A 7,995-nucleotide genomic window follows, 5' to 3' on the forward strand; every position below is an offset into this window, starting at 1 on the left:
CGGAGTCCTGGATCAGAAATACAATATAACCGTTCCTCTTGCACCCCTGGAGGAGGAACCTTCTGTATGAGCAGTATGTGAAACAATCCTGCCGGCCGTCATCTGGAAGTGTTTGACTAAAGGAAAGATGAAGGACATGGATCGGAAGAAAGCTCGGGTGAAGCATGTAAAGCTGTAGCGGGGAGGATTTGGATGAAGACTCGTTACACCCAGTTTTAGCCAATAGTATCAACTAAGTTGTACAACTCTTTTACCAGAGCACTCCGCTTTTCGCCTCTAGGAGTGCTCTCCAATTCATGATTTATTTCAATATGCCTGTTCAGTATCCTCTGAAAAGAATCAGAATGATATCTCTCATGAATCCAGGATAAATCCACTTCAGTGATGTTCTCTTGAACTCTCTCTGGAAAATACTCGATGAAATCCGGTTCAGCCCAATTCGACAAGTGGGACATCTCTTCTCTCTCCACTTCAAATCCCAGGAGGCTGGGGATGAGATAAATATTTGAGAGCATGGTTCTGGCGAGTTGATATTCACCGTTCTGACCCATCCGATTCAATATCAGTGCCCAGCAAAGGAGTTGGAATGGTTCACCCGAATCGTCTGGACACTCCTTTTCAAACCAGCGTAGAAACTCTGAGGATCTACGATTATCAGCCAGAAGGAAATAGAGATAGAAAAGATAGTATCTGGCACCAGCCCCGTCATCAATAAAACCATACTCCCGCTTGAAAGCAGATAATTGTGAACGGATTTTAGTAATTCTGTTGGAGAGACCTTTCGGTGTTTTGGGGATACTCATGCCTTTGATCCTATCATAAGATTCACTGGTCTCTTAGAAGATTGAACAAAGAATGATGATATTATTGGTATTGTCGAAGTTTTATCATTATCAATTTTTGCTGTATCGGGCAGAGAATAGTACTGAATATCATAGATCCAGTTACATGCAATCCTTGAAACACTGCAGGTTGTGAGCCAAACAATCCCCGAAGTCACGCCTGAAGTCACACCCGAAGTCAAGAAGCTGTTAAGGGTCCTGAAAGGGGAGATGAGCCGAACTGAACTGATGGGGAAATTGAGCCTGAAGGATGAAAAGAATTTCCGACTCAGATACATTCAGATGGCTCTTGAAGCCGGACTCATTGAACGCACCATCCCCGATAAACCCAACAGCCGTCTGCAGAAGTACAGTCTCAGCGATAGAGGGATGAATTATCTAAAAAGATTAAAGAAGGTTTGAAAGCTTGCTGCAGAACAATCCCTCATATCAAGCTGGTGAGCCGCCTTTTCTTTGATCAGGTGAAGTTGGAAGAGTGGATCAGAGCTAACACCGTATCCAGTCTGGTAGGCAAATGAAGAAGGCTTCCTGACGATAGAAACTATCTGGCAGGCCTTCGCCTTTAAATTAGAATCTGTTCAGACCAAGCTAGTTTGCGTCCGAGAGACTTAATAAAATTTTCCCGGTTTTTGGGCGAGAAGCCATTAAAAAATTTTATTATTGAAGCAGGCATAGAGTTTGCTTCTCTATAACCAAGGTACTCCAGAGAAATTCAGAATAATATAGCTTTCTCCTTTTCTCCCGAATTTGAAGGATGATCCTCCCCATATGCTGCCAAGCTTATCCAGCCTGCTTTCTAACCAGTATGTAAATGTGTCTTTCTTTCCCACGGATGTATACATTGGGAGTGTCATGGTTTTGACTTTTTCTAAGGGCCATTCTTGAAGAAACTCTTCCCAGGGATTGTTCATTTCGCCTCCGGTTTGTTTAGCGATGCCCACAAGTCTTGTGGTCGTCGAGGTCAATTTGTCCATATTCAAATAAACACGTGATATCTTATCACTTTCAGTATTTTAATACTAATCATTCATTTTCAAAGTCCATTCTTTTTCTTGACGTCTTGCTAAGGGGAAACGATTTAAGTAAATCTCGGCCCTTAAAAACATAGGGTAAACCCTACTCCCCCAAAACCCATTTTTCCATTCACAATAAAAACAATTAGCCCTTCAGCCATCTCCAACATTATCTCCCATCGTGACTATATGAGTGCCTCTCCTGGCCGTTTGATCATATACAAGGATAAGGTGATCTTAGATAATCCCTGCACGCAGCATTTTTTTGGAGAAATCACACCGGAAAACCTGCATCCCTATTCCCATAATCCCACTCTCTGCAAATTTATGATCCAACTGGGACGTTTTGATGAATTAGGTTCGGGGGTTCGGAATATTAACAAGTATCTTCCCCTCTATTCAAAGGGTGCCAAACCGGTCTTCAAAGAAGACAGACAGTACTTTCAACTGGTCCTCCCCTTAGCGGGTCCAGTCAGTTCAAATTCACCAAAAAGTTCCAAGAAAAGTTCCCAGAAAAGTTCCCAGAAAATAGTTCTTTTGATGTCTGAGAATCCTGATATTACTATTGCCCAACTCTCTAAGAAGATTGGTATCAGCGATCGTTCCATTAAAAAACATATAGCATTTCTGCAGAGCCAAAATAGAGTCAAACGTATCGGTCCTGATAAGGGTGGCCATTGGGAGGTTCTGGAATAATGGGTGTTATCGCCGAACACATACAACGCAAATTGGTTCAAATCCTCTCTTAGACAAAAAAAATACCTGACCAGATAAATCTGATCAGGTATTTATATCGGGCTGAGTGGATTTGAACCACCGACCCCGTGTCCCCCAGACACGTACGCTAAACCCCTGCGCTACAGCCCGTTTTTATGCCTGATCAAGCTCTCATGGGGGTATTAAAATGTCAATTCCCCGGAGATTTATATTTATTGGATCGGGTTGTCATCAAAAATCCGTGGGGATGTCAAATTGTTCACATCATTCAGGAAAATATCAATGAGTTCAGGATCAAAGAATGTACCCCGTTCGGAGCACATATAGTCTGTAATATCACTTTGACTCATTGCTTTCCTGTAGGGCCTGTCTGAGATAAGGGCATCGTAAATGTCGGCAATCATAAAAATCCTGGCCGTGTAGGGTATTCCATCCCCTTTGAGGCCCTCCGGGTAACCCTGGCCGTCCCAGCGCTCGTGGTGGTAGTAAATCACCGGTATTGCCGGTCTCAAAAAGGGGATATTCTTTACAGAATCCCGTCCTATCTCCGGATGTCTCCGCATCAGGGTCCATTCATTCTCTGTCAAAGGACCTTCTTTTTTCAGAATGCTGTCAGGAATGCCCAGTTTTCCGATATCGTGGAGGAAGGCTCCCCGTTTCAGCTGGATCTGATCCTCCAGGGGAAGATTGACTTTTTCGGCGATATTGAGACAGATACTAACAACCCGGCCGCTGTGTCCCCTGGTTTCGATATCTCTGAGTTCCAGTATCCTGGCCCAGGCATGAAGAATCTCATCATAGGAGCCTTCCAGAATGTCCCGGCTTCGTTTTATATCCTGTATCAGCTGATCGTTGGTAATGGCAGCACTCAGCTCAAAGAGGCTCATCTGCAGAAAATTCAGTTCGCTTTCATCAGGATTTCCATTTAAAAGCAGTTCCAGGTATCCTGTGGCATCGGGTGTATAAAAATGGCTTGAAAAATAGAGTTCACCCGGTCTGATCCCTTTCATGATCTCTGTTTTAACAGGGATTTCGGATATATGTTCAAAGTCGTGAAGCAGGTAGGGGCCATCAATCTCAGGTATTCTAGTCCTTTCACAATTCAGGTATTCCGGGAAGGAGGCAATGCATATGGCATTTTCGGATTCTCCCTGAACCATTGAGATGTTCAGGGCGGAGCAGTGTAGCTCATCCCTGATAGACTGAAGAGCCGATTGCAGCCGTTCTTCAAAGGCAAGCCTTGAGTCCATGACGACCATTCCCGACTGGCGAAGGCTATCCAGCATATGGATTTGTTTCATATTCTCTTTCTGAGTTCTGATCAGCCTGGCATTGGATCGTTCTGCCTTTTTGTATCGGCGGTTCAGACCCTTCATAATCAGATTGATCATCTGAACAATAAAAATACTGACCGTTATTGAATTGATGACGATAAGCCACCAGTACTGTTCATATTCCCTGAATCTCAAACTGGGGTTTTTTCCTAAGACGAAAAGGAGACTCAATAATAGAAACACAAGTGCATTGATTATTATAATCTGCCTGCTGTTATCTTTATCTGTATGAAGAAGGAGAAGGACAAAGGCTGTACAGAGATACAATAGACCCGCGCCACTGGGGCCTGTAAAGATGAGGAGAATGATGCTCAGTGAATAGAATCCCCAGGCAATCAGTTTGTTGCGGAGTTTGAATTGAATAAATCGGGCAAAGGACATAATCAGGAAGAATATATAAAATCCAAGTAGACCGAGGCCGGCAAAGAGCATGTCCTCTTTGATAAATTGATTGATTCCGGTAATAAGAACACCCAGTCCGAGGGTCACAATGGTACTCATCAAGCTGACAAATATATACTGCTGCCAGTAAATGAGGCTGTCTGTCCTCCCCTGTTCTTCCTTCTTTATCATCAGATTCCTGAGTTTCAGCATATAAAGATGGTAGGGAATCCTGAAATGTTGTCTCATACCTGTACCTTTCTAAACCTAATCATAATCGAATGTTCCCCAATGTCCAAATTGAATTCACTGGTTCTGGTAGAAATGGGAGACTGGTGAGTTTAATTTTTCCGTATCAGGTTTATTCCTTCTGGATGTTCCGTCTCAGAATGTAACCGTCCTTCACCCCGCATCCCGGGATAATGGTACAGGGTTTGCCATGATCTATTTTTTCGATAGTTATGCCCTCGGGATCTTTTAAAGCAAAAGCATTATCAGCCTGAAACAACAGATCCGGCCCGATGTATTCGATCTCCTGACTCGTGAGTATCTGGTTCTTTACATCCAGTTCGTATTCTCCCGGTGAGACCTCTTTTCCAATGGAACCCAGAAATTTATAGGGGGAGGCTTCCATCTTCCCTGTGGGCTGTTCAATGTCGTCCTTACCGAAGTAAAAGCCTGTGGAGAACTCTCTGTGGCTGACCTTCATTAATTCTTCTCTGTAGCCTTCAAGCTGGGGATCTTTGGATCCTTCCAGTGAATCAATCATCTTTCTGTAGGCCCGGGTCACGATGGCCGTGTAGTAGATGGACTTCATCCGGCCCTCAATCTTGAGAGAGTCGATGCCTGCATCCTTCAAATCCTGGATATGATCGATCATACAGATGTCTTTACTGGAGAGGATGGAGGTGAAACCGTCCCCTTCATAAATGGGATAGTACTCGCCGGGTCTTTCTGCCTCTTCCAGTACCATTTCAGTATTAGCCGGTCCTTCCAGGGGCCGGTAGTCCCAGCGGCAGGAATGGGCGCAGCTGCCGTCGTTCGCCGACCGGTCTATCATCCATTTGCTCAGAAAGCAGCGGCCTGAGTAGGCCAGACACATGGCCCCGTGAACAAAGGCTTCCAGCTCAATATCCGGAACATCTGCCCGGATTCGGGCGATATCCCTGAGGGAACACTCTCTCCCCAGGATGATTCTTTTGAATCCCAGATCTCTGTAGAGTTTGACCGCATCACTGTTCAAGGCGTTTGCCTGGGTACTCAGATGGAGGTCTCTTCCGGGGAACCTCTTCTGCATGGTCCGGATAATCCCCATGTCGCTGATGATAAAGGCATCAAAGGGATAGGCTTCAAACTGATCCAGAGACTCGTCCAGTCGGTACAGATCCTGGTTGTGAAAGTATATATTCAGGGCACAAAAGAGTTTCTTATCCCCTTTGATCCGGGCAATTTCTTCTGCTTCATCATGTCCGAAATTGTCGGCTTTGGCTCTGAGTGAAAAGCTGTGCAGACCGATATAAGCCGCATCAGCACCGTATTGATAGGCGTACTTGAGTTTTTCCACATTACCTGCGGGTGATAGTAATTCCATGGCCACAATTATGGGAGAATTTGACTGCTGGTCAAGGAGGCAATAAGGTTCTGCCGCGATATATTCCTTTTAAAACGGGATATGCTAGAATAAGTTCAATTATGAAATACAGGAGTAGCCTATGACAGAAGATAAAATCCTCTGCTGGTACGGTTCTGATCCTTTTGAAGCCGGACAGAAACTGATGGAAGCCTCGGATGTCTGGAAGAACTGGTCAAAAACCGAATCCATCGGATTAAAGCCAAATCTGGTGGTTTCTAAAAAAGCATCTTCCGGCGCCACCACTCATCCCGAATTCTGCGCCGGAGTTATCGCCTTTCTGCAGGGTCAGGGGTTTGAGAATCTCAGTATTCTGGAAGGCTCCTGGGTCGGTGACAGAACCGAGAGGGCCTTTCGCATCTGCGGATACACCGAGCTTGCACAAAAATATTCCCTTCCTCTGGTAGATTTGCAAAAAGATGAATCTGTCACTCTGGAAGCAACGAACGGAGATTACCGTGTCTGTCAGGCTGTTTTGAATCTGGACAGGCTGATCAATATACCCGTTCTCAAGGGACACTGTCAGACGGCTATGACCTGCGCTCTAAAGAATCTGAAGGGCTGTATCCCCGACAGTGAAAAGCAGCGCTATCATCGGGAGGGTCTTTTTCAGCCCATTGCCGATTTGAATGAAATCCTTCATGCCGATCTGATTCTGGTGGATGCCCTCGAAGGAGATCCCGATTTTGAAGAAGGGGGGAATCCTCAGACCCTGAATCTGTTTATGGCCGCCCTTGATCCGGTACTCCTGGACAGCTATGCCTGTTCCCTTCTGGGTTTGAACATTGAAGATGTTCCCTATATCACCAAAGCCGCAGAGCTGGGAGCCGGTACGATCCATCTGAAGGAGGATACCCTGGTTCCTTTGAACAAGGGAGAGGGCCTGAGCAGTTTGCAGCGTTCCTCACTGTCGTCAACTCTGGCAGCACATATACATGAGAAGGGAGCCTGCAGTGCTTGCTATGCTTCTTTGGTACAGGCCTTGAAGATCCTTCAGGAACAGGGAAAGGCTCTCCCTGAAACGGTCATGATCGGGCAGGGTTTCAAGGGGCTCACTGTAGAGGGGCTCGGGTTCGGCCAATGTCTGAGCGGATGTTCCTCTTTTGTTCCCGGATGTCCTCCCGAGCTGTCTGAAATTGTGGATTTCCTCAGTTTTACGGGTAATAAAAGCGGTTAAACATGTAATTAATTTTAAAAGTTAACGGAAATAAAATATAATCCGATGTATACTATAAGCATACAAAGCAGAATTCAATCGGTCAGAGAGATCATTAAGATCCAAAATAAAGCCGAATGATATACTTAACCCCGGGACAATGAAGCGGGGTTTTTTTGCGCCCATTTCTTGAGGGACGGGGAAATCCTTATTTTTCTTCGGTGATATTATGAATGGCCCAGACGACCTTATGGAGTTTTTCATCCGGGTCTATTTCCAGGGGGAAGAGGTTTCCTCTGAATTTCTGTAGGGTTGAGGGACCAGAACTCAATTTTTCAATGAAATCTGCTGCACTCAGTTCATATTCCACTTCTACGGGCTGCCTGGTTCTAATCACTTTATCTAGAAGAGACTGGAAATATTCGGCTTTTTCTTTATTCAGTACTTCAGGATAGCTTTTGCCTATGAGTACCGATCCGTCTGCATAAAGCGCTCTGTTAGATCCGCCCAGGAGGCTGAGGTACTGACCGGTGTGGCTCATAACAAAGACAATGGTATTCTCTTCCTGAAGAACCTCTACGATACTCTTTTGTAGGTCAGATGGTATATTCACCGGAACTCCTCTAGTTTATCTACCTACAGTATAAACTAAATTCTTTGAAATATGAACAAATTTTTGCTTCCCCATTCGCTCAATAAGGAACTTTCAAAAAAGATCAAGCTGTTTACCATAGCATATTTCATCAAAGGTCAGTCCCATGTAGGGAAGAATGGTTTCAGCCAGGGGGCGAATTTGTTTTTCCAGATAATGATCATAATCCGGGTCTTTGGGGTTCATGCTCAGAGGCTGCGGCCCCTTCGGTGTCATGATGTATTCCATGGACCTAATTTTAAGCCTTTCTTCCGGTGGCAGGACCAAGGC

The 7,995-nt window shown here is 45.0% G+C and carries 9 protein-coding genes and 1 tRNA gene; 3 read left to right on the forward strand and 7 right to left on the reverse strand.

Going from position 1 to position 7,995, the window contains the following annotated elements:
* Positions 1–215 precede the first annotated feature (215 nt).
* On the reverse strand, positions 216–803 hold the full coding sequence (locus tag PF479_RS09610; protein WP_298005522.1) for a hypothetical protein: 588 nt from the start codon (positions 801–803) through the stop codon (positions 216–218).
* Between the two features lie 171 nt (positions 804–974).
* On the opposite strand from PF479_RS09610, the gene PF479_RS09615 reads away from it, so the two are divergent.
* On the forward strand, positions 975–1,244 hold the full coding sequence (locus PF479_RS09615; protein WP_298005524.1) for a Fic family protein: 270 nt from the start codon (positions 975–977) through the stop codon (positions 1,242–1,244).
* Positions 1,245–1,528: 284 nt separating this feature from the next.
* On the opposite strand, the gene PF479_RS09620 is transcribed toward PF479_RS09615, so the two are convergent.
* On the reverse strand, positions 1,529–1,753 hold the full coding sequence (locus PF479_RS09620) for a hypothetical protein (protein ID WP_298005527.1): 225 nt from the start codon (positions 1,751–1,753) through the stop codon (positions 1,529–1,531).
* Between the two features lie 291 nt (positions 1,754–2,044).
* Here PF479_RS09620 and PF479_RS09625 point away from each other — a divergent pair, with 291 nt between their 5' ends.
* Positions 2,045–2,551, forward strand: coding sequence for an ATP-binding protein (locus PF479_RS09625; protein ID WP_298005530.1), 507 nt, complete (start codon positions 2,045–2,047; stop codon positions 2,549–2,551).
* Positions 2,552–2,648: 97 nt separating this feature from the next.
* Here the strand turns inward: PF479_RS09625 and PF479_RS09630 are convergent.
* The 3 genes from PF479_RS09630 to PF479_RS09640 form a co-directional block, all read right to left on the reverse strand.
* Positions 2,649–2,722 (reverse strand) — tRNA-Pro (locus tag PF479_RS09630).
* A gap of 62 nt (positions 2,723–2,784) precedes the next feature.
* Entirely contained in the window at positions 2,785–4,536 is a 1,752-nt protein-coding gene (locus tag PF479_RS09635) for an HD domain-containing phosphohydrolase (protein WP_298005533.1), read from the reverse strand.
* A gap of 112 nt (positions 4,537–4,648) precedes the next feature.
* On the reverse strand, positions 4,649–5,878 hold the full coding sequence (locus PF479_RS09640; RefSeq protein ID WP_298005536.1) for a U32 family peptidase: 1,230 nt from the start codon (positions 5,876–5,878) through the stop codon (positions 4,649–4,651).
* A gap of 121 nt (positions 5,879–5,999) precedes the next feature.
* On the opposite strand from PF479_RS09640, the gene PF479_RS09645 reads away from it, so the two are divergent.
* Complete coding sequence (locus PF479_RS09645; protein WP_298005540.1) at positions 6,000–7,094, forward strand: DUF362 domain-containing protein; 1,095 nt, start codon at positions 6,000–6,002, stop codon at positions 7,092–7,094.
* A 187-nt stretch (positions 7,095–7,281) separates the two neighbouring features.
* Here the strand turns inward: PF479_RS09645 and PF479_RS09650 are convergent, their stop codons facing one another.
* Together PF479_RS09650 and PF479_RS09655 are read right to left on the reverse strand one after the other, a co-directional pair.
* Complete coding sequence (locus PF479_RS09650; protein ID WP_298005542.1) at positions 7,282–7,686, reverse strand: PAS domain-containing protein; 405 nt, start codon at positions 7,684–7,686, stop codon at positions 7,282–7,284.
* A 93-nt stretch (positions 7,687–7,779) separates the two neighbouring features.
* Positions 7,780–7,995, reverse strand: a 216-nt coding sequence (locus tag PF479_RS09655) for a hypothetical protein (RefSeq protein WP_298005545.1), incomplete at its 5' end; no start/stop codon positions are given.

Source organism: Oceanispirochaeta sp., assembly GCF_027859075.1.
Taxonomy (GTDB): Bacteria; Spirochaetota; Spirochaetia; order DSM-2461; family DSM-2461; genus Oceanispirochaeta.

What these genes read in the sequence shown, in the direction of transcription:
- PF479_RS09640 (WP_298005536.1), bottom strand. Translation starts at nt 5,878, where the DNA reads ATGGAATTACTATCACCCGCAGGTAATGTGGAAAAACTCAAGTACGCC.
- PF479_RS09625 (WP_298005530.1), top strand. Translation starts at nt 2,045, where the DNA reads ATGAGTGCCTCTCCTGGCCGTTTGATCATATACAAGGATAAGGTGATC.
- PF479_RS09610 (WP_298005522.1), bottom strand. Translation starts at nt 803, where the DNA reads ATGAGTATCCCCAAAACACCGAAAGGTCTCTCCAACAGAATTACTAAA.
- PF479_RS09620 (WP_298005527.1), bottom strand. Translation starts at nt 1,753, where the DNA reads ATGAACAATCCCTGGGAAGAGTTTCTTCAAGAATGGCCCTTAGAAAAA.
- PF479_RS09635 (WP_298005533.1), bottom strand. Translation starts at nt 4,536, where the DNA reads ATGAGACAACATTTCAGGATTCCCTACCATCTTTATATGCTGAAACTC.
- PF479_RS09645 (WP_298005540.1), top strand. Translation starts at nt 6,000, where the DNA reads ATGACAGAAGATAAAATCCTCTGCTGGTACGGTTCTGATCCTTTTGAA.